The organism is Marinomonas pontica (assembly GCF_026191375.1).
Taxonomy (GTDB): Bacteria; Pseudomonadota; Gammaproteobacteria; order Pseudomonadales; family Marinomonadaceae; genus Marinomonas; species Marinomonas pontica.
The window spans coordinates 1-23748 of record NZ_JAODTL010000014.1 but is presented as its reverse complement, the minus strand read 5'-3'; the positions used below and the strand labels follow the sequence as shown (position 1 = coordinate 23748).

General features: G+C 44.6%; 28 protein-coding genes. 14 read left to right on the top strand and 14 right to left on the bottom strand.

Translation table 11 applies throughout. The features are described from left to right. Window positions 1-331: 331 nt before the first annotated feature. Window positions 332-1738, bottom strand: a complete 1407-nt coding sequence (locus N5P32_RS01940; protein WP_265727517.1) for a glycosyl hydrolase family 79 N-terminal domain-containing protein — start codon at window positions 1736-1738, stop codon at window positions 332-334. Window positions 1739-1933: 195 nt separating this feature from the next. Between N5P32_RS01940 and N5P32_RS01935 the strand changes: the two genes are divergently transcribed. Beyond that, window positions 1934-2455 carry a lipocalin family protein gene (locus N5P32_RS01935; protein ID WP_265727516.1) on the top strand — a complete coding sequence of 174 codons (522 nt, stop codon included), beginning with the start codon at window positions 1934-1936 and terminating at the stop codon, window positions 2453-2455. Here the strand turns inward: N5P32_RS01935 and N5P32_RS01930 are convergent. Beyond that, window positions 2452-2997, bottom strand: coding sequence for a hypothetical protein (locus N5P32_RS01930; RefSeq protein WP_265727515.1), 546 nt, complete (start codon window positions 2995-2997; stop codon window positions 2452-2454). The genes N5P32_RS01935 and N5P32_RS01930 overlap by 4 nt on opposite strands. 250 nt (window positions 2998-3247) lie before the next feature. Between N5P32_RS01930 and N5P32_RS01925 the strand changes: the two genes are divergently transcribed. After that, a complete protein-coding gene (locus N5P32_RS01925; RefSeq protein ID WP_265727514.1) occupies window positions 3248-4543 on the top strand; it encodes a DUF3422 family protein in 1296 nt (431 codons plus the stop codon). Between the two features lie 86 nt (window positions 4544-4629). On the opposite strand, the gene N5P32_RS01920 is transcribed toward N5P32_RS01925, so the two are convergent. The 5 genes from N5P32_RS01920 to N5P32_RS01900 form a co-directional block, all read right to left on the bottom strand. Continuing rightward, window positions 4630-5385 carry a GntR family transcriptional regulator gene (locus N5P32_RS01920; RefSeq protein WP_265727513.1) on the bottom strand — a complete coding sequence of 252 codons (756 nt, stop codon included), beginning with the start codon at window positions 5383-5385 and terminating at the stop codon, window positions 4630-4632. 65 nt (window positions 5386-5450) lie between these two features. Continuing rightward, window positions 5451-6566: an ABC transporter ATP-binding protein gene (locus N5P32_RS01915; RefSeq protein ID WP_265727512.1), complete on the bottom strand. Its 1116-nt coding sequence runs from the start codon at window positions 6564-6566 to the stop codon at window positions 5451-5453. 34 nt (window positions 6567-6600) lie between these two features. Then, window positions 6601-7464, bottom strand: a complete 864-nt coding sequence (locus N5P32_RS01910; RefSeq protein WP_265727551.1) for a carbohydrate ABC transporter permease — start codon at window positions 7462-7464, stop codon at window positions 6601-6603. A gap of 10 nt (window positions 7465-7474) precedes the next feature. Continuing rightward, entirely contained in the window at window positions 7475-8362 is an 888-nt protein-coding gene (locus tag N5P32_RS01905) for a carbohydrate ABC transporter permease (protein WP_409371069.1), read from the bottom strand. 132 nt (window positions 8363-8494) lie between these two features. Next, window positions 8495-9790 (bottom strand): ABC transporter substrate-binding protein, encoded by a 1296-nt coding sequence (locus N5P32_RS01900; protein WP_265727510.1) that lies wholly within the window; start codon window positions 9788-9790, stop codon window positions 8495-8497. 222 nt (window positions 9791-10012) lie between these two features. Between N5P32_RS01900 and nagB the strand changes: the two genes are divergently transcribed. From nagB to N5P32_RS01865, 7 genes are all read left to right on the top strand, one after another. Next, on the top strand, window positions 10013-10813 hold the full coding sequence (nagB, locus tag N5P32_RS01895; protein WP_265727509.1) for a glucosamine-6-phosphate deaminase: 801 nt from the start codon (window positions 10013-10015) through the stop codon (window positions 10811-10813). After that, window positions 10810-11145, top strand: a complete 336-nt coding sequence (locus N5P32_RS01890; RefSeq protein ID WP_265727508.1) for a BadF/BadG/BcrA/BcrD ATPase family protein — start codon at window positions 10810-10812, stop codon at window positions 11143-11145. Before nagB ends, N5P32_RS01890 begins: the two co-directional genes overlap by 4 nt. Continuing rightward, complete coding sequence (locus tag N5P32_RS01885; RefSeq protein ID WP_265727507.1) at window positions 11072-11692, top strand: glucosamine kinase nucleotide-binding domain-containing protein; 621 nt, start codon at window positions 11072-11074, stop codon at window positions 11690-11692. Before N5P32_RS01890 ends, N5P32_RS01885 begins: the two co-directional genes overlap by 74 nt. Then, window positions 11689-12852: an N-acetylglucosamine-6-phosphate deacetylase gene (gene nagA / locus N5P32_RS01880; RefSeq protein ID WP_265727506.1), complete on the top strand. Its 1164-nt coding sequence runs from the start codon at window positions 11689-11691 to the stop codon at window positions 12850-12852. Before N5P32_RS01885 ends, nagA begins: the two co-directional genes overlap by 4 nt. A gap of 202 nt (window positions 12853-13054) precedes the next feature. Continuing rightward, window positions 13055-13264 carry a cold-shock protein gene (locus N5P32_RS01875; RefSeq protein WP_265727505.1) on the top strand — a complete coding sequence of 70 codons (210 nt, stop codon included), beginning with the start codon at window positions 13055-13057 and terminating at the stop codon, window positions 13262-13264. A 172-nt stretch (window positions 13265-13436) separates the two neighbouring features. Next, window positions 13437-13925: a peptide-methionine (R)-S-oxide reductase MsrB gene (msrB, locus tag N5P32_RS01870; RefSeq protein ID WP_265727504.1), complete on the top strand. Its 489-nt coding sequence runs from the start codon at window positions 13437-13439 to the stop codon at window positions 13923-13925. Between the two features lie 107 nt (window positions 13926-14032). Then, window positions 14033-14605: a fasciclin domain-containing protein gene (locus tag N5P32_RS01865; protein ID WP_265727503.1), complete on the top strand. Its 573-nt coding sequence runs from the start codon at window positions 14033-14035 to the stop codon at window positions 14603-14605. A 90-nt stretch (window positions 14606-14695) separates the two neighbouring features. On the opposite strand, the gene map is transcribed toward N5P32_RS01865, so the two are convergent. The 7 genes from map to N5P32_RS01835 form a co-directional block, all read right to left on the bottom strand. Continuing rightward, entirely contained in the window at window positions 14696-15469 is a 774-nt protein-coding gene (gene map, locus N5P32_RS01860; protein ID WP_265727502.1) for a type I methionyl aminopeptidase, read from the bottom strand. Window position 15470: 1 nt separating this feature from the next. Next, the gene (locus tag N5P32_RS01855; RefSeq protein ID WP_265727501.1) at window positions 15471-15677 is read right to left on the bottom strand and encodes a ParD-like family protein; all 207 of its coding nucleotides are present in this window, start codon (window positions 15675-15677) and stop codon (window positions 15471-15473) included. An 82-nt stretch (window positions 15678-15759) separates the two neighbouring features. Next, window positions 15760-16545: a tryptophan synthase subunit alpha gene (gene trpA, locus N5P32_RS01850; protein ID WP_265727500.1), complete on the bottom strand. Its 786-nt coding sequence runs from the start codon at window positions 16543-16545 to the stop codon at window positions 15760-15762. After that, window positions 16542-17804 carry a tryptophan synthase subunit beta gene (gene trpB, locus N5P32_RS01845; RefSeq protein WP_265727499.1) on the bottom strand — a complete coding sequence of 421 codons (1263 nt, stop codon included), beginning with the start codon at window positions 17802-17804 and terminating at the stop codon, window positions 16542-16544. Before trpB ends, trpA begins: the two co-directional genes overlap by 4 nt. Window positions 17805-18017: 213 nt before the next feature. Then, window positions 18018-18425, bottom strand: coding sequence for a beta/alpha barrel domain-containing protein (locus N5P32_RS17895; protein ID WP_322783806.1), 408 nt, complete (start codon window positions 18423-18425; stop codon window positions 18018-18020). A gap of 14 nt (window positions 18426-18439) precedes the next feature. Then, window positions 18440-19123: an oxidoreductase gene (locus N5P32_RS17890; protein ID WP_322783805.1), complete on the bottom strand. Its 684-nt coding sequence runs from the start codon at window positions 19121-19123 to the stop codon at window positions 18440-18442. 28 nt (window positions 19124-19151) lie between these two features. After that, a complete protein-coding gene (locus tag N5P32_RS01835; RefSeq protein WP_265727498.1) occupies window positions 19152-19844 on the bottom strand; it encodes a type 1 glutamine amidotransferase domain-containing protein in 693 nt (230 codons plus the stop codon). Window positions 19845-19936: 92 nt separating this feature from the next. Here N5P32_RS01835 and N5P32_RS01830 point away from each other — a divergent pair, with 92 nt between their 5' ends. The 5 genes from N5P32_RS01830 to dctP all read left to right on the top strand — a co-directional run bounded on the left by N5P32_RS01830 (window position 19937) and on the right by dctP (window position 23661). Next, a complete protein-coding gene (locus tag N5P32_RS01830; protein ID WP_265727497.1) occupies window positions 19937-20875 on the top strand; it encodes a LysR family transcriptional regulator in 939 nt (312 codons plus the stop codon). 159 nt (window positions 20876-21034) lie between these two features. Further along, complete coding sequence (locus N5P32_RS01825) at window positions 21035-21382, top strand: SRPBCC family protein (protein WP_265727496.1); 348 nt, start codon at window positions 21035-21037, stop codon at window positions 21380-21382. Beyond that, entirely contained in the window at window positions 21358-21555 is a 198-nt protein-coding gene (locus N5P32_RS01820; protein ID WP_265727495.1) for an SRPBCC family protein, read from the top strand. The genes N5P32_RS01825 and N5P32_RS01820 overlap by 25 nt, the downstream gene beginning before the upstream one ends. Window positions 21556-21601: 46 nt before the next feature. Then, window positions 21602-22513 (top strand): LysR family transcriptional regulator, encoded by a 912-nt coding sequence (locus N5P32_RS01815; RefSeq protein ID WP_265727494.1) that lies wholly within the window; start codon window positions 21602-21604, stop codon window positions 22511-22513. 146 nt (window positions 22514-22659) lie between these two features. Then, window positions 22660-23661, top strand: coding sequence for a TRAP transporter substrate-binding protein DctP (gene dctP, locus N5P32_RS01810; RefSeq protein WP_265727493.1), 1002 nt, complete (start codon window positions 22660-22662; stop codon window positions 23659-23661). Window positions 23662-23748: the final 87 nt, after the last annotated feature.

The following is a 23748-nucleotide window of genomic DNA, read 5'->3' as shown; positions in this document are numbered from 1 at the left end:
TGGTTGCGATGACTCTTAGGTTGAAAGCCGTAGGCTCTGTTTAAGCAATGTTTTCCGAATTGGGTGGCAAAAAATAATTGTAAGATTTGAGAATTATTTTCGTTTGGCATATTACGGATGAAGGGGAAATTATCAAGAACTTTGTTGGGATTTAAGGTGTATTTAAGACGCATTATCGTCATTTGTTGCTGGACCACTTCATTTATAAGTTGATGTTTCCATGATGCAGTGATGCTTTTAGAACTATGGCGTCATCCTATTTTTGTCGGGCTAATCCATTTGAGATGAGTCAGCCAGTTCAATAGGTGCTCAGTAAAGTCTGGGTCGTTCCTTAAACAGTAAAACACCAAAAATTGATGCTGTACGGGCTGACAATATTAAGTTTGGACAGTTTAGGGAAATCACCAAGTTTTACCTTGCCCTGCTTGAACCGTGGTTTGATGCCGTTGATGCGTATTTTCTTCGATGTGAGTGAATCGGCGATGATTTCAAAACGTTTTTTCTTTGATCCAAAGCCATGGCAATTCAAGATCTTTGGTGATGCTGACATGTTGATAATCAATAAGGTGCATTTGCCTTCTTTTTTGGCACTGTGGCAGTATATTTGTACAAATGGGTCGTTGCTTTGCACGTCATACACGTCGGTTCCCATCAGTTTTCCCCATAGCCAACTGACCCAATAGTCGGGGTTGGGTTTGAGTGTCTGGCGATTAATTAAGGCGTAATCACCGCCAATAAGGCTTTGTCTTACCATGACTTTTTGGCCGATTTTCGCACCGCGGCCTAGCTGGTCTGCCCACCAAAAACAGGACACAAATCGGTCGGACAATTTTGCCTGTCCGCCACACTGAGCCGATCCAGTTTCGCCAGTCCAGAGTTGCGCGGTTGGTTGGTATTGATCGCGTAATTGTTCGAGTTGTTTGGAGTATTTTTCAAAGTCTTTTAATGAATTCGGCGAGAGAATATTGTCCACACTGGCGACTCGGGTTTTGACTGGAGAGCGTGTGCTTTGAAAGGGGTAATAATGCCAATCAACTATGTCCAGGGGCTCTTCTAAATAGTCTAAAAATGGCGCAGAAATGTTGCTCAGTGGTTTAATGGCTTCGCCAATTCTTGGCCAAAAAGCACTGCCAGGCCCAGCCACTTTGCTGTTAGGGCTGTGTTGACGAATGCAACGTATAAAAGTGTCGTAATCTTTTGCCAAGTTTTTGGCGCTCGGCTGGGAAGTGAACCCATGAAAAGCCCAATACGCATTGAGTTCATTACCAAGCTCGCAAACGTCGATGGTTTGATGATTGTCATGGCTGTATTTCAGCAGTGCGATGACGTCATCGGCTTGCCATGAACCTTGCTGTCGTCGTTCAAACAATCCATATTTCATGGTGAACATGAGTGCCAAGTCGTTTCGTTGGCAAAAGTCATGCAGCTGATTCCACATTAACTGTGTCAGTAGTAATGCGTTATCACAGGGAGGTTGTGACTCTGTGCTGGTAAAGTAGCGAACTTTATCCGCTTCTGAACCACCAACGCGAACATAAGCAGGTCCCAATGCTTTGACCAACACATCGAGCTTCTCTTGACAGAGGTCCAATGCTTCGACGCGTTGGGTGCCTAAGCCTCGTTGCGTTCCTGTGCTGCCTTCCCACCAAAAACCACCTGCGAGTACGGAAATATCAATTGAGAAAGATAAGTATCTCGGCGCTATGCTGGCGATTGGGGTTGTACTATTTAATTGCACTACAATGGACTTGTTGTTTCTTTGGAGGTTAAGTCCTCGATTCCACGGACGTATTGATCTGGTACTGAACACGCTGTATTTCCCCACATTTACGGCATTTAGTAGACTGCAATAGAAGTGTGACATTTGTATGATGGCGGGCGGTAAACTATAAAACCTTGTAGGGTATTTGGCAGGATAAGCAAAGGGGTGTGTATGAAAGCGTTAGTTTGGCTAATCATGGTTTTTGTAGCGGGCTGTACCAGCGCTCCGAAAGATATCGATCCGGTGAAGCCGTTTCAAATAGAACGTTATTTGGGGACTTGGTATGAAATTGTTCGACAAGATCATGATTTCGAAGAAGGGTTGTCGAATGTCACGGCAACTTATTCCATGCGTAAGGACGGTGGTGTTGCGGTATTGAATCGCGGTTATTCAGCAGAAGACAAAGAATGGCGAGAAGCCGAAGGGCGAGCCTATTTTGTCAATTCATCGAATGTTGGTCATTTAAAAGTTTCTTTCTTTGGGCCGTTTTATGGCGCCTATGTGATTTTCGAATTAGATAAAGATAACTATCAATACGCCATGATTTCTGGCCCAAGCCGTGATTATTTTTGGTTGCTATCGCGAACACCAACGATGCCGGAAGACGTGAAACGTCGGTTGCTTGCCAAAGCGGAGGCGCTGGATTTTCCAATGGACAAATTAGTCTATGTCTCGCATTCCCGCAATGACTAGAAAAGTGAGCAAGTGATAGACTGCTTTGCGCTGGCTGTCGAGCAAACAGCGGCATAGGCTTCAGGGTCTTGAATCATAGCGTAATGGGTGTTTGAGTCTCGGCACTGGGCGATGAAATTGTCATAACGTTGATTAAATTGTTGTTGGCTGAACTCAAATTCGGTTACGGGATCATCGCCATACCTGCCATCTTCCACTGAGTCTGCTTCGGCGATGTGTATTTGATAGGTTAATTCATTGTAACGGTGGCGAATTTGGTGGCAATAGGCGCTGTTTGGTGTGCTTTCACAGTCGCTCATTGACGTTTCTAGTTGGGCTTTTTGTTCTTTGAGTTGCTGTAGTTGGCCGATGGATGTGCGTGTTTTGCGTTGTGACTGCTCCGAACGGATGGATTTTTTCTCGAGCCTTGCCTCTGCTTTGGCCAATGTTTCTTCTTTTTCTAAACACGCTTTCCCAAAGGTGATTAGCTCGTTGCTGTGCACCATGCTTAAGTAACTTCCTGCTAATAACAACACGCTGTATTTTATGATCGATGCCGACATACGCTGACTTAACCTATTTATCGTCTTCAATTTATTTTGTGGGTCAGGTGTAAATAAAGCAAGCATGTGGTGCATGATGGTAGAGAAATTTATGTCGATACCTTCTCTAATGTGTGTAAGTCGTGATTTTTTTCATACTGCTGATGGTATGCTTGGGATAGTTAAAAAAGTGGTAAAAAAATTACTTCTATTCACCCTTAAACATCGGAACAATACAGTGCACAAGGTCAATAACTCGTATGGATTAGAGGTGCATCCTTTACGTGATGCTCTTTATGCGGAGTTACATTCGCGTCCCTTTCAGGTGCTGCCTAGCCCCGCCAGAATTAGTTACCTCGCGGTCATTGTGGGCCCAGAGCAAAAGCGAGCAGAGTTCGAGCATTTTTGCTCACTTTATTCGTCATTTTCAGGAACCGTCCCACAGGAAGATGGTGTGTGTATTGAAGTGGACTTTGGCCACTTTAAAATACGCCGAGATAAGCATTTAGAGTTCACTTCCTACATGATTACCCATAGCCAAGTTGACCATAGTCTTGGATTTTTTGATCAAAATGCGTTGTCTTGTTTGCCCGTAGATTGGTTATCGACGATTCCTGGTACGGTTTTGGCGGCATTTCATGTAGCCGTCGAAGATGCTCGTACTGTTCCTGAACCCGATTTGACCTTGGTAAAAAGCCACTTTGAGGGCATGCGTTTGGTGGGTAGCCGCCCTCAAAATGGTGATGCTCAAGTGTGGACAACTTTCCAATTACACAGTGATGGGTGTGGTCGCTTTTTGATCTACAACAAGAACATGAGTGACAGTCAACTGGGTCGTATGGTTCAGCGAGTGGTTGAGATAGAAACCTATCGTCTGATGGCCTTGTTAGCCTTGCCTATGGCACGTCAATATAATGCTGAGCTTGTTATCATGGACGAACAGCTTGCCCGTACAACAGCCAGTTTATCGGATTCTAAAGAAACGCTTGATGAGCAAGCCATACTGAGTGAGCTTATTGATATGGCGGCATGGGTAGAAGCAACGCGAGCCAAAACCTCATTTCGATTCAGCGCAACACGAGCCTATCACGAGCTGGTATTAAAACGGCTTAACGAGTTGAAAGAAGATGAAGTGTCTGGCCACTTAACCGTCACGGAATTCATGACACGCCGTTTAACGCCAGCGGTTAGAACGTGTAACACCGCAGGCACACACCTAGAAAGCCTTTCAACTCGTATCGACAGAGTGTCAGATATGATGCGCACCCAAGTCGAAATGTCGATCCAATCTCAGAATCAACAACTGCTCACCTCTATGGATCGTCGATCGAAAATACAATTGGCCATGCAACATACGGTCGAAGGCTTGTCTGTTGCTGCGATCAGTTATTACAGCGTGGGCTTGTTGAAGTTCTTGATCGAAGCGGTATACGACAAAGGCGTGAATTTTGATAAAAGCCTAGTGATAGGTTTGTCGGTGCCACTTGTGGTTGGCAGCGTGTGGCTGGCAACACGGAAAATTCATAAACGCTTTTTGTTGCTGGCTAAGGCAAAAGAAGAAAAATAGCAGACGTTTTGATAGATCTAACCCTAGAAAAAGGCTTTCTACTTTAGCGTAGAAAGCCTTTTTACGTTGAAATGGATAAATACTGATTATATGGTGTTATGAATTTCCGCCACGAAATCATAGGAGTCCCCAGGAAACCATGAACGCGTAAACTCAATGGGCGTACCATCTTGCGTGATAGCGGTACGTTCAATGTAAAGCACAGCGCTAAGTTCTGGAATGTCGAGCAGTTGAGCTCGTTGCTCATCAATGCTAACAGCACGGAGGCGCTGAAAAGCGCGAACAGGGCGGCAGCCTTGTTGTTCCAGTAAATCGTACAGTGATCCTTCCATCGCAAAAGGGTTGAGAATGTAATTACTTGGAATCGTCGCTAATTCGAGCGCCATGGGTTTACCATCGGCATAACGCAAACGATAAAAGCGCACAACCTCTTGCTCTTCTGACAGCTTAAGGGCTTTGCATTCATCTGTATGAGGCATTCCCAAAGAGCGATCTAGCCATTTGGATGTAATGGCTTTACCACGTGCTTTCATTACTTCGGTAAAGCTACGCAGGTGATTCAGAGGCTGCTCAACTCGCTCGCTGACAAAGGTGCCAGCGCCTTGGCGTTGCGTCAATACGTCTTCTTTTACCAGTTCGTCAATGGCGCGGCGCACAGTAACACGCGACACATCAAGATACTTAGCCAGATCACGCTCTGGTGGCAGTGTATCGCCACCAAGCACTCGACCTGCAGAAATAGACGCCAGAATGGCTTTTTTTACCTGCACATAGAGAGGAATGCCTTTTTCTCTCAATGCTTCGGCAGCGCCAAATAACTCATTAACGCGATTTTGGTTCATAGTTAGTGTCCTGAACGGGAAGGGGTTCCCGTACTTGTTATTGCTAAGGGCTAAGTATTCCAGCGTTAAAGCGGAATAGCCGCTGACGTATGGGCATTGACTCTTGTTAAGGCGTTGCTTTGGTGATCAAATGCATACAACCGATTAGGTTGAATGCCAAAGGTGATCTGATCGCCTGTTTGGTGTTGATTATCGCCATCTACTTTAAGCACCATTTCGCCTTCCTGACCGATATCGACATACAAATAAGACAATTCACCAAGGTGTTCTATCAAGGTTACTCTGCCTTCAACTGTATTGTGTTCGCATTCGAGCGTCATATGTTCTGGTCGCATGCCTAGTTGTACTATATCGCCCTGCTTCAAAGACGAGGAATCGATTGAGGCTTGAATAACGCGGCCAGATTCTAGCACAAGTTGCGTGTTTTCAGGGTCAGATTGACTGATCTTCGCTTTTAAAAAGTTCATTTTTGGTGAGCCAATAAAACCAGCGACAAATTGTGTTTTCGGATGGTGGTACAAATCCAGCGGTGCGCCAACTTGTTCGACACGTCCTTTGTTCATCACGACGATTTTATCGCCCAGTGTCATGGCTTCTACCTGATCGTGAGTCACATAAACCACCGTGGCTTTTAGTTCCTGATGAAGCTTGCCAAGTTCGACACGTGTTTGAACCCGTAACGAGGCGTCTAAGTTAGATAAGGGTTCATCGAATAAAAAGACTTTCGGGTCTCGTACAATAGCACGGCCGATGGCAACACGCTGGCGCTGGCCACCTGACAGCTCTCGAGGTAATCGTTCCAATAGCTGATCAATCTTAAGCTTCTTTGCGGCCTCCATTACCTTGTTGTTCACAAAGTGTTTGTCTTTGCCTGAGATTTTTAAGCCAAACGCCATGTTTTTGAACACATTCATGTGCGGATATAAGGCATAGGATTGGAATACCATAGCAATACCACGTTTGGCTGGAGAGCGCCCATTAACGCGCTCTTCGTCGATATATAAGTCGCCTTCGGTGATGTCTTCTAACCCAGACAGTAAGCGTAATAAAGTCGATTTTCCGCAACCGGATTCGCCAATCAGTACAACAAATTCGCCGTCCTTTATATCAAGGTCGATGCCATGAAGTACGTCCACATCGCCAAAGCGCTTTTTGATATTGTTTAGTTTTACACTTGCCATGAAATAAACCTCCAACGGTCAAAGATAGAAAGTATTATTTGACCGCTCCGCTGGTTAAGCCGCGGATCAATTGTCTTGAAAAAATAGTGTATAAGATCAGCACAGGAACGATCGCCAAGGTTAGCGCTGACAAAACCGAGTTCCAGTCTGTGACGTATTGACCAACAAATTGTTGTACGCCAAGAGTAATGGTGCGAGTCTCTTCACCCGGCGCGAGTATTAGTGGGAACCATAAATCATTCCAAATCGGAATCATGGTGAATACGGCGACGGTTGCCATCGCAGGCTTCAATAGTGGCAAGATGACACAAAAGAAAATCTTGTATTCACTAACCGAATCGCAGCGCGCGGCCTCGGTGAGTTCCTTTGGAATAGTGCGTACAAACTCCGATAATATGTACACGGCAAGGGGCAGGCCTTGCGCTATGTATACTAAAACTAGCGCGGTAAGCGTATTCACAAGATCCAAGCTGACCATCAGGCTTAAAATACTCACCGTGCCAAGACGGATCGGTATCATGATGCCCATGGCAAACAAAAAGGTAATCAATAAGTTGCCCTTAAATTTGTATTCAGTCAGCGCCCAAGCGGCCATCGCGCCAAGTAAAAGCACCAAACCGACCGCCAAAATAGTGACGACCAAACTGTTCCAAGAATACAAACCGAAGTCTGATCTCAATAACACTTGCTGGAACCCTACTAAGGTAAAGGAATCACTGTCTGGTAAGCCGAGCGGATCACGGAAAATAGCGCGACGCTCTTTAAAGGCATTGATTACAACGACAATAATTGGGAAGAGCGCTATCACGGTATAGGCCAATAACACAGCGTGTACAGTGACACTTTTGGGTACTTGTCTCATTCCAGAGGAAGGCATAAGACGACTAAATAGTTTCATCATAGCCTCCTTAAAATTGGAATCGCTGAATGCGACGTTGAATAAAGAATAAGAACAACATAACGCCCATCAAAATGATTAAAAACATCAGTGTTGCCACCGCAGCACCCATGGATGCGCTGCCTTGTTGTAGCTGGAAGCCAAAGAATGTTCGATAGAAGAAAGTTCCCATTAAATCAGTCGAGAAATCTGGGCCGGCAAGGGCGCCTTTTACCGCATATATCAGTTCAAATGCATTGAAATTCGCCACAAAGGTTAAAATTGATACCATGGCGATAGTTGGCAAGATTAACGGTAATTTAATGTGCCAAAAGGTCTGAAATGAATTTGCACCATCAACCACGCTAGCATCGACAATGTCATCAGGAATATTAAGCAAGGTGGCATAAATCAACATCATCGGAATACCGACAAACTGCCAGACGGAGATAAAGGCTAGGGTGATCAGTGCGCTGCTTTCTTTGCCAAGCCAAGCATCGAAGTATTGACCAAGACCAATGCTGTAAAGGAAGTTCTCAGAAATCCCCCAAATAGGGCTTAACAGCAACTGCCAAACGAAACCTATAATCACCACAGAAAGCATGGTCGGCATAAAAATAAGTGTTCGGTAAGTACCGGATAGACGTAATTTTGGCGAGCTTAATAAAACCGCTAAAAGTAGACCAATTGGGTTTTGTACAAGCATGTGAATCGCGAAGAATTTGAAGTTATTGCCAAGAGCGTTCCAAAAAGCCTGTGACCAAGTGTCGTCTGTTACTAAGGTAATGAAATTTTGCAGGCCGACAAAGCTAGTTTGCCCTTGTTGCTCGTTGTATAAACTTAAGACGAGTGTATCGAGCAAGGGGTAAACACTGAAAACAACGTAAATAAGCAATCCCGGCCCGAGGAAAAATACCAAGTGCCATGGGAAAGGTTTTTTTCGTCATGTTGGTTGGATGGATTCATAGTTTATCTCAATGTAACGTGCTATCTAGATAAATTGCATTTAGTTAAGAGGGCGCCCTAATGGACGACCTCTTAATGGTTTAGCTTATTGCTGAGGTTTGTACCATTGCTCCAAGCCTTCTTGTGTTTCTTTGGCGGCGGCTTCTGGTGTCATGGTGCCATTGATTACCTGAGCACTGACGTTCCAAAGTTGGTTCTCCAAGTTTGGTGTACCACGAGACAGGATTTGATAAGAGTTACGAATGGTCGATTTGCACTGTTGACGCCAGCTCATAAACTCCTGTGCAACAGGATCTTTTATGTCTATTTGATGATCAGACAATGGGAAGAAGCCCGGTACCTCATTCGCATAAAGTGTGGCGAACTCTTTACTTGCCATCCAATTTAAGAAGACTTTAGCGGCTTCTTTATTAGTTGAACTGGCATTTATACCAATACCCATATCGGTGTGATCACTGATGTAACAAGTGTCTCCTGCTTTCGCTACTGGAGGCGGAAAGGCGCCGAATTCAAAATCCGCTTGATTATTGAACGTCTGAATATCCCAAGAGCCGGCTGGGTAAATGGCAGCACGACCTAAGGTGAAAAGGTTCTGTGAGTCAGAGTATTTCTGCGCTTCAAATCCTCGACCTAGATACGGTTTCCACTGGGCAAGTTCTTTCCAAGTATCTACGTAAGCTTTGTCGGTTAATTTTTCTTTACCGCTTAGTAGCGCTTTACGACCTTTTTCACCTTCCCAATAGTTGGGTCCGATATTCTGGAAACCCATTGTGGCAGCTTCCCACTGATCAGCGGTTCCCATTGCTAACGGTATATAACGACTTTCTGATTTGATGGTATCAAGTGTCTTGAAAAACTCATCACGGGTTTTAGGCACGGATAAATTCAATTCTTTAAAGATTTCTTTGTTGTAAACAAAGCCATGAATAACCGATGCAACAGGCATACAGAATTGGTCTTTGCCATCGTCCGTGACCCATGCACTTTTCGCCACGTCAGAGAATTGCTTTAGACCTTTTAGATCATTTAGATTTGCAAGATAACCGTCTTTATAAAGATCTAACGCCGTATCGAACGGACGACAAGTGATTAAATCGCCAGCAGAGCCTGCTTTTAATTTGGCTTGTAAGGCAGAGTTGTATTCCGTTGGAGGGGTTGGGGCAAAGTTTACTTTTGTGTCTGGGTGGTTTTTGTTGAAGGCTGGAATAATAACATCTGACCAGATGTTAGCGTCGTCACTGCGCCAACTTTCAATAGATAAACTACCAGCCGCTTGCGCCATACCAGTACTGCTAAGCAGTATCGCCGCCAGACAAGTGAACTTTGTAACCGTTTTTACTTCCGGTTTTTTGTTAAGCAAAGCGGAACGAACATTTAACATGATTACTCTCCGATTGTGTTTTCCAATTGTGATATGAGTGCTTTTTTTATTAGGTAATTAAACTTAAATGGTATTTTTTAGGTATTGCTAAGATTTAGAAATTAGCACCAATTATGTTGTCAGGCAAACAAATATGACAGAATTGTGGAAAATAATTTGATCTTACGCTTTAATTGGTATTTTATTGGTTTTTGTTTGCTCGGGTTAATAAAGAGGATTCTTATGCAAGTTATCATTCTCCCATCTGCTCATGAGGTGGCCTTGTATGCGGCTGATCGTGTCGTTGATGTGATTAATACCAAACCGGATCCTGTATTAGGCTTGGCAACGGGGTCTACACCTATTGCGTTATATAAAGAGTTGGTGGCGCGCTATCAGGCTAAAAACGTATCCTTTCGTCGCGTGACTAGCTTTAATTTAGATGAATACATAGGTATTACTGATGCCCATCAACAAAGTTATCGAGCTTTTATGGAGCATTATCTATTTGAGCAGATCGATATCTTTGATGAGAATACGCATGTTCCCATTGCAGACAGTCAGGATGTCGATGTCTTAAAACGCAGTGCACAGGACTATGAGCAGTGTATCCAGCTGGCAGGTGGTATTGATTTACAGATTTTAGGCATCGGCTTAAATGGTCATATTGGCTTTAATGAACCTACTTCTAGTTTTGCTTCGCGCACGCGTATCAAAACCTTGTCAGAGTCTACCGTTGTTGCGAACAAACGTTTTTTTGAAGAAGGCGAGTATCAGCCGCATTTAGCGCTAACCATGGGGATTGGTACTATTTTAGAAAGTAAGTCAGTGCTGTTGATGGCCACTGGTAAAACGAAAGCAGAGGCGGTTAAAGCCATGATTGAAGGACCGCTTTCTGCCATGTGTCCAGCGTCAGCACTGCAACTGCATGAAGCGGCAACCATAGTATTAGATGAAGAGGCGGCTGGCTTATTAGAGCTAAAAGAATATTACCAATGGTGCGAACAAAAACGTCAACAATTGCACGAGGGAAGTTTGGCATGAGCGGTTTATATATTGGTGTGGACGGCGGCGGTACTTTTTGCCGCGCCCGTTTGGTTGATGGCGATGGCAATGTATTAGGTGAGGCGGTCGGTGGCTCAGGTAATCCAAGAATAGGGATAGAGGCGGCATGGCAGAACATTATCAATGCCTGCCTTGAAGCATGCCATCAAGGCAATATTTCTCCCGAAGGCTATTCAAAAATCACGTTAGGTTTAGGTTTGGCGGGTGCCAATCAGCCGTTAGAACAAGAGCAGGTGATTGCTCAAAAAGTCTCCGTTTGGGCAGCGCTATTTATTAACAGATGCTCATGCGGCTTGTTTAGGGGCGTTTAACGGCGAAGATGGCGCGTTATTGATATTGGGCACTGGTAGCTGTGGTGTGGTTTATCAAAATGAACGATTCAACATTGTTGGTGGTTGGGGTTTTCCTTTATCTGATCAAGGTAGTGGGGCGCGTATTGGGCTTTCTGCGTTGGAATATTCGTTAGCAGCTTTAGATGGTATTTCTCCTTCGACACCTTTTACTGACAGTATTAATGCTGAGTTTTCTCTCTCTGCGGAAGAATATGTACTGTATCAAAACCGTGTGCCACTTCCTAAAGAATATGGGGCTTTTGCCGTTCAGGTGTTTCAGTTTGCGCAGCAAAAAGACCCTATCGCGTTAAAAATCATCCAACAGCAAGTGGAATGGGTTAGTCAGTATTTAGACGCTCTGATCGCTAAAGGTGCCCAGAAAATAGTTTTAGTTGGCGGCGTCTCAGAGGCCATTTTAGAATATTTGCCAGAACGTTTTTCGCCTTACTTTTGTCAGCCAAAGGGTGACGCTATGGCGGGTGCCATTTTGATGGCTAAAGCTCAAATAGGAAGGAAAGCAATATGATGGAACATAAGTTAACAACCTTGTTTGCCAAGCGTTTGTTCGATGGCGAGAACTGGCTCACGAATCAAAAGGTGACCTTTAAAGGGCAAGTGATTGACTCTATTACATCTGTTGCTGATTTAGCTGTTGAGCAATACACTGAAAATACAGACGTGGTTGATATTCTGGCGCCAGGGTTTATTGATGTGCATGTCAATGGTGGCGGCGGCGTCTTGTTTAACCATACGCCGACTATTGAAGCGTTAGAACGCATGGTGGCTGTGCATGCTCAATTTGGCACTGTGGCTATGATGCCGACATTAATTTCCGATGATTACGAAATCATGTCGCAGGCGCATCAAGCGGTTTGCCAAGCTCTTAAGCAAAACATGGCGGGTATTTTAGGTCTGCACTATGAAGGCCCTTACCTTAATCCCATTCGTAAAGGCGTTCATAACGAATCTAAGCTGCGCAAACCCACAGAAGGTAAACTAGCTACGTTATTGGAAGTGAGCCGCAGCGGAAAACTTATGGTGACATTAGCACCAGAGCAAGTGCCAGAAGGTTTTATCGAATGGTTGGTTTCTGAAGGGGTTATCGTTTGTATTGGCCATTCTGCTGCCAATTATGATCAAGCTAGGCAAGCCGTGATGAGTGGTGCTCGCGGTTTTACTCACTTGTTTAATGCTATGACACCTTTAGTAAGTCGTGAACCGGGTGTAGTTGGTGCGGCATTACAAACAGATATACCAACTTGGTGCGGATTAATTGCCGATGGCCATCATGTTCATCCTGCAAGTATGCGAATTGCTATTGCCGCGAAAGGCTGTGAGCACATGCTTTTAGTAACTGATGCGATTCAGAGTGTGGGGTCAGATGAAAAAGAAATGCCATTTTTAGGTAAAAAAGTACTTCGTAGTGAAGGCAAAGTCACCACCGAAGATGGCACACTGGCAGGGTCGGATTTAGATATGGCAACCGCAGTTCGTAATACCGTTAATCTAATTGGGCGAACACCTGCGCAAGCCTTACAGATGGCGTCTTTAAGGCCTGCTGAGTTTTTAGGAATAGAGCAACATTTTGGTCGTATCAAAGAGGGATATCGAGCAAGCCTTGTTGCTTTGAGTGATGGTTACTTTGTCACATCAACATGGATTGATGGTCAAAAGGCATGGGGGTAATTTAGAAAAAGCTGTAATAAAGCTATCTATGCAAGGTTTTTATCTATACTATGGCGGCACAAGCTAGAAAGAAGTCTATAGTTATTAACTCTGCAATACGTTGTTTTATTCATAAAATCCTCGTCCTGAAAGTTTCTAAGTACCAGTCTATTTTTTGCACTCTCGGTCCACAAAGGGCCATTTCAAACTCAGGTGATTATTTATGTCTAATACAGTGAAAGGAACCGTTAAGTGGTTCAACGAAACAAAAGGTTTTGGTTTTATTGAACAAGCGTCTGGTCCAGATGTGTTCGCACATTTCAGTGCTATCGTAAGCGATGGATTCAAAACATTGGCTGAAGGCCAACAAGTAGAATTCGTTGTGACAGCTGGCCAGAAAGGTCCTCAAGCAGAGAATATTACAGTAGTTTAATTCGCTACTCAGTATAGTTAAGAAAGGGTAAGTTCTTCGGAGCTTACCCTTTTTTTTGTTTGACCCTTTTCGTTAAAGTATCCGTTGAAACTTTTCCCTTTTTTACCGTACCTCTTTGTATGTGCTGAATTTGCTAACAGGATTCAGCCATTTTTTCTTTGGAGGTTTTGTTATGAATCGTCGACATTTTCTTACTCGAGCGGCCTGCGCAGCAGGTGTTGTTAAGTTTTCAACTATGCCAGCTACGGCTGCGGTATTAGCATCTAACTCACACTTTGAGGTATATCGAACTAAGCAACAGTGGAAAGCAAAGTTAAGTGATTTTGAATACCAAGTAATGCGAGAAGAGAAGACAGAAAGGGCTGGTAGTAGTCCTCTACTGAATGAAAAGCGAGAGGGCACTTATCTCTGTAAAGGGTGTGATCTTCCTCTTTATCCTAGTAATACAAAATATGAAAGTGGTACTGGCTGGCCAAGTTTTTATGACAGTTTACCCAATGCCATTGGAACCAAGGAAGACAACGGCTTTTTCATGGCAAGAACGGAAGTGCATTGTCGTCGATGTGGCAGTCACTTAGGACATATTTTTAACGATGGTCCAGCCCCAACGGGATTACGCCACTGCTTGAATGGTATTTCTTTAGTGTTTCAACCCGTTTAGAACGGCATTTGAATAAAGGTTAGAAAATGTGAAACCTTTTTGAAACGACCTCGTATCTCTGTATAACCATGGCGAATTGCTATGGAAAAACAAACTGGAGAATAACAATGAAATTACTAAGTCTTATTTCTGCTGCGACCATTGTAACCCTTGCTGGCTGTTCTACGGGTGGGATGAAAAGTGCGGATGAACATACGAATCCAATGGTGGGCGGTGCACCAATGTATGCGAGCAAGAACATCATTGAAAATGCGGTTAACTCGAAAGACCACACAACGTTAGTGGCTGCCGTTAAAGCCGCCGGTTTGGTTGACACTCTACAAGGTCCAGGTCCTTTTACTGTTTTTGCGCCAACCAATGCGGCGTTTGATAAATTACCAGAGGGTGCTGTCGCCGTTTTGTTAAAACCAGAAAACAAAGCCGCTTTAACTAAGGTGTTAGCTTGTCACGTGGTAAAAGCCGACGCCTTATCTGGCGCGATTAAAACCATGATCGATGATGACATGGGCAAACACCCGGTGCCGACCATTGGCGGCTGTACGTTAATGGCCACTTATATGGGCGATAAAATTATGCTTGAAGATGAAAACGGCCGTGTTGCCCACGTCACTATTGCCGATGTTAAGCAATCTAACGGTGTGATCCATGTAATCGATACTGTGCTTTTGCCTAAGCAATAAGCGAGTACTAAAACATAGAGCTAGCCGAAAACCTGTATTTTAACTCATTAAGGTTGGCAGGCTAAACGAAGAAGCCAGTATCATACCCCTTTAGATACTGGCTTCTTCGTTTCTTAAGGTCAGCACTTCATAACCCGTTTCTGTGACTAAGATGGTATGTTCCCATTGCGCCGATAATTTTTTATCAGCCGTCACAACGGTCCAGCCGTCTTTTTTGGTCTTGGTTTTGGCTTTGCCTTGGTTGATCATTGGCTCGATAGTGAAGGTCATGCCCGCTTCCAGCACCATTCCTGTTCCAGTTTTACCGTAATGCAGTACTTGTGGTTCTTCGTGCATTTCTCGACCAATACCATGGCCGCAGTATTCTTTTACGACAGAATAACCTTTGCTTTCCGCTAGGGTTTGGATAGCTGCGCCAATGTCGCCTAGGGTGCCGCCGGGTTTTACTTTTTTGATTCCTGCCCACATGGCTTCGTAGGTGGTTTTTACTAAGCGTTTGGCAATAGGGTTGGCGTCACTCATGACATACATTTTGCTGGAATCGGCGATAAAGCCGTTTTTCTCTAAGGTGATGTCTAGATTGATGATGTCTTTTGCTTTGAGTTTATGACTGTCGTTCGGAACACCATGACAAACGACTTCGTTTATTGAGGAGTTTAAGGAAAAACCATAGTCGTATTGTCCTAAACTGGCCGGTCTTGCGTTCAGTTCATTGCGAATGAAGTCTTCTACTTTATCGTTGATTTCTAAAGTCGATACGCCTTCTTTAACGAAGTCATCGAGCATATGAAATACGCTGGCCAGTAGCTTTCCAGACTCACGCATGAATTCGATTTCAGTTGGTGTCTTGATATGAACGTGCATGCTACTTCACCGCTTTGAGAGGTGTTTCAGCGTTAGCGCTGGCCAGTTCGTTGGCAATTAACTCGGAAAAGGTGAGACTCGGATTAAGCTCGGCTAAGCGCCCCATTTTGATCCAGAATTCGGCTTGTGCATTGATAGAACGCGACATGACCTGGCAGCTTTTGCGAATGTCGTCGTGAAGTTCGTCGGAGATTTTAATAATACCCATGAGATATGATCCATATATAAATTATATATGGATCATATATTCACGGCTTTGGCTTTTCAAGCGCTAATTAGATGTTCGCTTCTCAGTGAAACAAGTCTTTTATCAGTTTAACGCCTGCTTCCTGCCCGCCTTGGTTGTACGCATCTAGTAGAGCAGAACCTAGAATCGCGATGTCAGCTTTGCCGATAAGTTGCTCAATCTGAGCGCGTTCACGCAAGCCAAAACCGACGCCCATTGGTGCGCTGGCGTGTTGTTTTATGTGTGCCAAATAGTCATCAAGTGATGTTTGCTTGGCCTTTCCTTCATGGACTGAATGCCCCGTCACACCAGAGCGTGCTACGCAATATAAGAAACCGTTGGCTTGACCTGCTAGCATGGCTAAACGATCTGGTGGCGTTACTGGTGTCACCAACCAAACCGGATCGATACCGCTGGTTTTACAAGCCGCTTGATAGGTCGCTGCTTGTTCAATAGGTAAATCTGGAAGAATTAAACCTAGAATATTCTCTTCTGCCGCTCGCTTGGCTAGCTTATCTAAACCAAAGCGATACATTGGATTGAGATAGCTCATTAACACGATGCGGCTTTCAGGAAAGTCTTTCGCTAGTGTGCCTAATTGAGATAAGCAGGTTTCCACATCCAGCTTTTGTTCCAGTGCTTTATGGCAGGCTGCAACAATACTTGGGCCATCGGCCACAGGATCGGAAAAAGGAAATTGCACTTCGATAAAATCGACGCCTTCCTGCATTAATCTTTTCATCCAGCTTAAGCTTTCTTCAACGCTTGGGTAGCCATAAACCACATGGGTCATCGATAAAATCGGCTTTTGCTGACGTTTTTCTGCAATAAAGGTGGCTAACTGGCTCATGCGTTTTGCTCCTCATTGTCGGCGTGATGGGTTGGGTAGGCCGCAAGGTAATCGGTTAAGAATTGCGGGAAGGTTTCATCTTGTACGGCTTTCGCAACGTTAAAGATGTCTTTGTCGCCACGGCCAGAAAGATTGATCACAATCTTTGAATCTTTCGGCAAGTTCGGCGCATCTTTAAAAGCACCTGCTAATGCATGAGAAGATTCTAGTGCAGGAATAATACCTTCTTTTTTCAGCAATAAGGTACACGCAGCAATCACTTCATCGTCCATAGCGTAGGTCATTTTGATACGACCAGTGTCTGCCAAATGGGCGATAATAGGTGAGACACCTACATAGTCTAAACCCGCTGCAATGGAGTGAGTTTCTTGCAGTTGTCCCGCGTCGTCCTGTAAGAACATAGTTGCAAAACCTTGGGCAATACCTGGCTGACCAAGGTTATGAGAAAGGCGAATAGAGTGCTCGCCAAGTTCTAAGCCTTTGCCACCTGCTTCGACGCCGACCATTTCCACGTCTTTGTCATCAAGGAAAGGTAGGAATAAACCGCAAGCGTTCGAACCACCACCAACACAAGCGTATAGACGATCAGGAAATTGACCGAATTGCGTGACACTTTGCTCGCGAACTTCGTTGCCAATCACAGATTGGAAAAACGCCACCATTTCAGGAAAGGGCGCGCAACCACACGAAGTGCCGATTAGATAATGGCTTTCTTCATGGCTTGATGACCAGTCACGTAGGGCCTCGTCTAAGGCATCGCGTAAAGTTTGTGCGCCAGTGGTAACAGGCACAACGGTTGCGCCAAGCTGTTTCATCCAGAATACATTCGGGTATTGGCGTTCAATGTCTTTCGCGCCCATGTAAATGGTACATTCCAGTCCTAAACGCGCTGCAACAAGCGCCGTAGCAATACCATGCTGACCCGCACCTGTTTCGGCAATAACGCGTTTTTTGCCCATACGTTTGACCAATAACCCTTGGCCAATCACGTTATTCATCTTGTGCGCGCCACTGTGATTTAAATCTTCACGTTTTAGGTAAATCTGCGCACCACCAAAGTGTTCGGTCAAGTTCGCACAAAACGTCAGAGGAGTAGGGCGACCAGAAAACTGCTGCCATTGTTTGTTCAGCTCAGCGAGAAATTTAGGGTCGTTTTTGGCTTCTTCGAATGCCTGTAAAATTTGCTGTTGGCTCGAATAAAGAATTTCAGGAATATAGCTGCCGCCGTATTGCCCGTAGAAACCGTTCTCGCTTTGCATGACTTGCTCCTAAAAAAGCTATTTATTTAACTATACCGTTTAGTTAATTTAATATAGCGTTTCTAATTCGTCAAGAGTTTGTTTAGGAAGGTTGCGAGGAATTTTTTAGTGCTTTAATGGCTGCGCAAATGTAGCGATTTATGTTCGAACGGATAATTTATAAGGGCGTAAACATTCACCTGATTTGCAGAGTGGTGAATGTTTACGGCTCGATTACTGTGCGCCTGCAGGCGTGTATCGTTCTAACCAGTGAGCGTAAGGTGCTGGAAGTACCCATGCAGGGCGATCAATGCCTAGTGCTTTGGCCGCAATATAAGTCCAGTTGGGATTGGCTAAATGGGCGCGACCTACCATGACAACATCGAGTTGACCTTTCTCTATCGTGCTGTTCGCCAATTCGGGAATATCGACACCCCATGCGGTTGCCACAGGCAGTCCGCTTTCTTTTCGGACGCGTTCGGCAATTGGTGCTAAGAAAGCTGGTCCCCATGGAATGTTTGCCGTTGGTGTGTTGAACCCAATACTGACGTTGATGAAATCGGCACCCAGCTCTTTAAACCATTGGCAGACTTGGATAGATTCAGCGAGCATTTGCTTATCGTCTCCTGCGTATTCGATCATGCCAAATCGAATGGTTAGGGGAGATGTTCAGGCCAAATAGCCTTGACCGCCGCGAGGGTTTCGAGCATAAAACGGCTACGTCCAGCTAAGTCTCCTCCATAATCATCGTCACGCAGGTTGGAGAAAGGAGAGTAGAAATTTTGAGCTAAATAGCAATGAGCAAAATGTAGTTCTAACCATTCAAACCCTGCTGCTAACGCGCGACGAGCGGCATCGACAAAGTTTTGCTTAACACGATCGATGTCCATTTTTGTCATGGCGGTTGGAACGCGGGGTAGGTGCTCACCGTATGCTAATGGGGAGGCGGCAATAGGTTGCCAGCCTATATGGTTACCCTCTGGAATGTGGTTATCACCTTCCCACGGTTTGTTTGCACTGGCCTTGCGACCAGCATGACCAATTTGAATGCCTGCCACCGCACCGGCAGATTGAATGCCTTTTACGACTTTTGACATGCCTTCAATCTGATCGTCTTCCCACAACCCGGTGCAAGCGGGAGTAATACGACCTTCAGGTGACACGCCAGTTGCTTCTACGATGACTAAGCCAGCACCACCTCTTGCTAAGTTGCTGTAATGTGTCAAATGCCAATCATTAATATAGCCATTGACGGCGCTGTATTGGCACATGGGAGGTACGGCAATACGATTACGTAATCGTATGCCTTTTAAAGAGAAATTACTGAATAAAGTATTCATAAATACGCTCAAGTTTCACGATGGAGAATCAATGTTTAAGAAATGACGCAATGGCTTCGCCAACGCCTTCTGCTGATTGAGGGTTTTGGCCGGTGATTAGACGTTCATCTACAACGACATGATTGGTCCACACTTCGGCTGAGTCGAATAACGCACCTCGGCTACGTAATTCATCTTCTAATGAAAACGGCACGGTGTCTTGGAGCTGCACAGCACTTTCTTCCGCATTGGTGAACCCGGCGACTTTTTTACCACTAATTAGGTGTTCTCCGTTGGCAAGCTTGATGTTCAAAAGTGCTGCTGGACCATGACATACAGCTGAGACCACTTTACCAGCCTCATAGATTTCTGCTGCGAATGTCGCCAAGGCTTCGCTGTTCGGGAAGTCCCACATAGTGCCATGTCCCCCTGTAAACAAAACGGCATCGTAATCGGAGGTTTTTATCGTGTTGATGGGGATGGTGGTATATACCTTGGCCATCAATGCAGTATCGTTTAAGAAGCGTCGTACATCGTCGTCATCTTGTTCAAGGCTACCTGGATCGACAGGTGCTGGTCCGCCTTGAATGCTGGCAAGATCTACCTCGATATCATGCGATAGCAAAGCATAATATGGGTGGGTAAGTTCACTGAGCCAGAAGCCAGTGCGCTTCCCTGCTGTGCCCATGGTGCTGTGGTTAGTGAGCACAATCAGTACATTTTTCTTTGACTTTATTGGCATTTTTTTTCCTTGAATGTATTTTGTTGGCACTAACTGTACGCCTGCTGTAAACTTTAAAAAAATGAATACTTTAAATGTGAGTGATTTAAAAAATGAATATCTCAACTCGTGATTTCAACTTACTGTATTTGTTTACTGTTTTGTATGAGGAAAAAAATCTCACCAAGAGCGCAGAACGCATGCATCTGAGTCAGCCGGCATTAAGTCATAAGCTAAATAAACTTCGGACCGAATTTGATGATCCACTTTTTGTTCGGACGGGGCGAGGCATTGCACCGACACCTAAGGCAGATAAGCTGGCACTCGATGTCTGTTCGTTGGTAAAGCAGTTAGAGCGATTTTATACACAAAGTGAAAGTGAGGATTTGTCAACGCGTACGGACAGTGTGCATTTGTACACAACAGACTTTATACAACTCTTTCTATTGCCTCGACTTTTGCAGAGGGTTTCAGAAGTCGCACCCAAGGTGAAAATTGTTGCTCACACCACAGGAGGAACGTTACCTATTAAAGTGTTGGAGCAAGGCGGTTGCGATTTGGCCATTGCCGGTTTCTACCAAGACATTCCTCGACATTTATATCGCCAAGAGGTAGCTAAGTTTGGGTTTACTGTCTTGTACGATCAAAATTATCATTCAGCAATGACGAGTCTTTCACTTGAAAAATTTGTGCAATCTGAACATGTGGTGACAACACTAACGGGGGATTTACAAGGGTTGGTTGATAATGAATTAGGCAAAATTGGCAAGTGTCGCAACGTGGTGTTAGGTGCTGCGAGCTTTTTAGCGTTGCCTCATGTTATATCAGGCACTGCAAGATTATTAACCTGCTTACAGCCAATTGCTGATCACTTTAGTGCTGTTTGCTCAGGCTTAGCGTATACCGCACCACCAATACCTGTGTCGGATGCTCGTATTGAACAAGTTTGGCATGCAAGAACCCATGAGGATGCATTAAGGAAATGGTTACGTCAGGAAGTACGATGTATTTTGTCTGAAAAAAGTCAAAGTCAAAGTAAAAGTCAAAACTAGTAGTCAGTGCTGATAATAGCCCATGTTTAGATATAAGTATCTATGATGATTGTTATCTTTATATGCGATTGGATTGATAACTTTGGTTATCGCATGATGACTCCATCAAATATCGGAGCAGTGCATTGTCGCAACTGACCGATCATGCTGGAGAGATTTATGAGTGATATAGTTTGGCCAAAAGGCTTTGTACCAGGTTTTACCGATAACTATTGTTCTAACGAGGTAATCGTTGCAGGATTGACGGTACAAGATGTTTGGCCCTTGTTAAGCATGCCATCTGCGTGGCCAGCGTATTACAGCAATGCTGAAAATGTGCGTTTTTATGATAATAAAGGTCCAGAGCTAGAAACGGGAGTTCGTTTCTACTTTGAGACGTTTGGCTTTCCAGTTGAGTCGCAGTGTGTTGAGTATGTTGCGCCAGTTGAAGGGCAGCCGGGACGAGTTGCTTGGCACGGGTGGGCGGGTGAGGGGCATCGCGTTTGGATGTTCATCACGCTTGGTTAGTGGAAGAGTTATCTGCTGATCGGGTACGTATCTTGACTCAGGAAACACAGGTAGGTGAACCGGCGAAAGAATTGACAAATACTGTACCTAATCCAATGATAAATGGTCACCAAGAGTGGTTGGATGGGTTGGTATCAAGAGCGTTGAAAAACAAAAAACAAGCAGATTCTTGAGACCTCAAGCTGCTATAAATACATGAAATATTAATACAAGGGCGCCATGACAAGTCTAAAACATATCGATCTCAATTTACTCAAAACGTTCGATACGTTGATGGATGAACGTAATGTGTCGCGCGCGGCTGATCGTTTGGCACTAACGCAGCCCGCTGTCAGCGGGATGCTGGCGCGTCTTCGTATTAGTTTAGGTGATCCTCTTTTTATTCGTTCGCAGTATGGCATTGTTCCAACCGAGCGTGCTTTAGAGCTTTCTATGCCAGTTAAAAAGATACTGCACGACATAGAGAAATTAGTCGCTCCTATTGAGTTTCTTCCTCAAGAATCCCGTATGACGTTATCAATTGCTGCTACCGACTATTCTCTACAAGCGGCGGTAAAGCCTTTTGTGTTTGCACTAAAGCAGCAAGCTCCGAAAGTACGTGTTGCAGTACGATGGATAGACGACGAAAAAATTTTTGAGCAGATGGAGCGAGGGCAGCTGGATTTGGCCCTGATGACACCCGATACGGCACACGATGCACTTCAGGCCCGTTCTTTGTTTGATGAAACGTATGTGTGCGTGTTACGAGAAGGGCATCCGTTGTCCACTCAAAAGAGCTTAACCCTCGATCAGTTTTGTGCATTAGAGTACGTGATTGTCTCCTATGTAGGTGGGGCATTTTTAGGCGCAACAGACACCGTCTTAGCGAGCTTGGGACGACAACGAAACGTAGTGTTGTCTGTACCAAGCTTTTTATCTGCTATGGATGTTGTGAGCAACAGCGATCTCTGTGCAGTGATTCCATCGCGCTTAGTAATAGGTCGAAGCGACATAGCTGTTATGGGGCTGCCTTTCGACCTCACAGGATTTACAAAGTTGTTGGTTTGGCATAAGCGTACACATGACCATGCGGCATACAAATGGGCTCGTCAGCTAATGTACGATTCTTGTAACAACAAAGTGACAGGGTAAAAATATCATGTCGGAACATCTGTATTTCGTATTATCCGTGTATTCATGGTGATATCCCGTCTAATTAAAACCCATGGATTGCAATGCATTTGCTTGTAGTTAGTGATACTTTACCGTTAAGTATCCTGAAATGAATTAGGCGTTGTATGGTAAAGAATCTGGTATCTAAATCGTTGTTTTTAGTGTGTGTTCTATTTTCTTCTGCGGTTGTCTCAGCCCAAGAATGGATTATGCCGACGCCCTTTAGTGACCGAAATCAGCCAACTCAAATTGCCTACCAGTTCGCGGAAGACGTGCAAGCCTTTACAGATGGCGAGGTAAATATTCAGGTGAAATCGAATGGGCATGCATTACCGCATTTAGCAATACCGGGGGCAGTTATGGCTGGTAAAGTGGTGATTGGTGAGTTTCTACTGGGACTATTAGATAAGCAAAACTCGGTATTCCAACACGATATGATCCCCTTTTTGGCCAATAATTATGACGACGCTCAATTATTGTGGCAGGCCTCTAAGGCCGACACACAATATCAATTGCACAAGCTAGGACTGCATTATTTATATGTGGTGCCGTGGACGCCTTACAGCGTCTTCTCGGTTCGCAGAATAGACACTGTTGCCGATTTTGATGGCTTGCCAATCCGTGCATTTAACCAGACAGTCACCACATTGATTCAAAGTCTTGGGGCTTCGCCGGTGAAAATACCGTTAAAAGACGTAAAGTCTGCATTTGAACAGGGTAAACTAGAAGGGCGTTTTGCATCACTGTCTGTTGGTGAGGACAGTCAGATTTGGGATTATGCGCCGTATTTGAACGACTTACGAATTTGGATACCTAAAGAAATCGTTGTCATGAATAAGCGTGCTTATGATCAGCTGGACGAAAAGACCAAAGCCGCGATAGACAAAGCGTCTATAAAAGCCGAGCGTAATGGTTGGATAGAAACGAAAGAGCGTGTTGAGACAGATCTAGCTTCATTAAAAGACGGTGGCATTGTGTATAACCAACCGTCATCTTCACTTTTGAGAGAGCTTGAACGAATTAATCAACGAATGACAAAAGCGTGGGTCGAGCAAGATGAGAAGCAAAATGGCGGTATTTACCGAGCGTACAGAGAAGCACAGCGTCAGTCCCAAACTACTCATTAAGAAGTAAAAATGCACTACGAAGTAAGCAAGACCACACGATAAGTTGAGGCGTTTATGGCAAGAGGAAGACCCAGTAAAAAATCGCAT